This window comes from Undibacterium sp. Ji50W, assembly GCF_049340445.1.
Lineage (GTDB): Bacteria > Pseudomonadota > Gammaproteobacteria > Burkholderiales > Burkholderiaceae_D > Undibacterium.
Genome location: NZ_JBMPOX010000099.1, coordinates 1 through 247 on the forward strand (window position 1 = coordinate 1; position 247 = coordinate 247).

The 247-nt window shown below is 53.8% G+C and carries 1 pseudogene; it reads right to left on the reverse strand.

Features of this window, described 5'->3' with window-relative positions:
* Nucleotides 1-123: 123 nt before the first annotated feature.
* Nucleotides 124-247: pseudogene (locus tag ACO0K9_RS28190) on the reverse strand (IS630 family transposase); the annotation flags it as partial.

A 247-nucleotide genomic window follows, 5' to 3' on the forward strand; every position in this document is an offset into this window, starting at 1 on the left:
AGCCGAGGCGATCTGGGGAGTGGCAAAGGAAGAATGATAGCCGCCCCGGATCGCCTTGGTGCCCTGCACCTGATTGACGACGCCGTTGCTGCTGGTGCACGCCAGCATCTGGCTTGCGAACTGCTAGTGTAGTGCTTCGTTTTTCTTTGAACCAAGCTGGCGATTTGCGCGGATGACTTTCTGCAGAATGTCATTGGCCTTGGCGGTCCAGACAAAAGGTTTCGGATTTTGATTATGCACATTGATG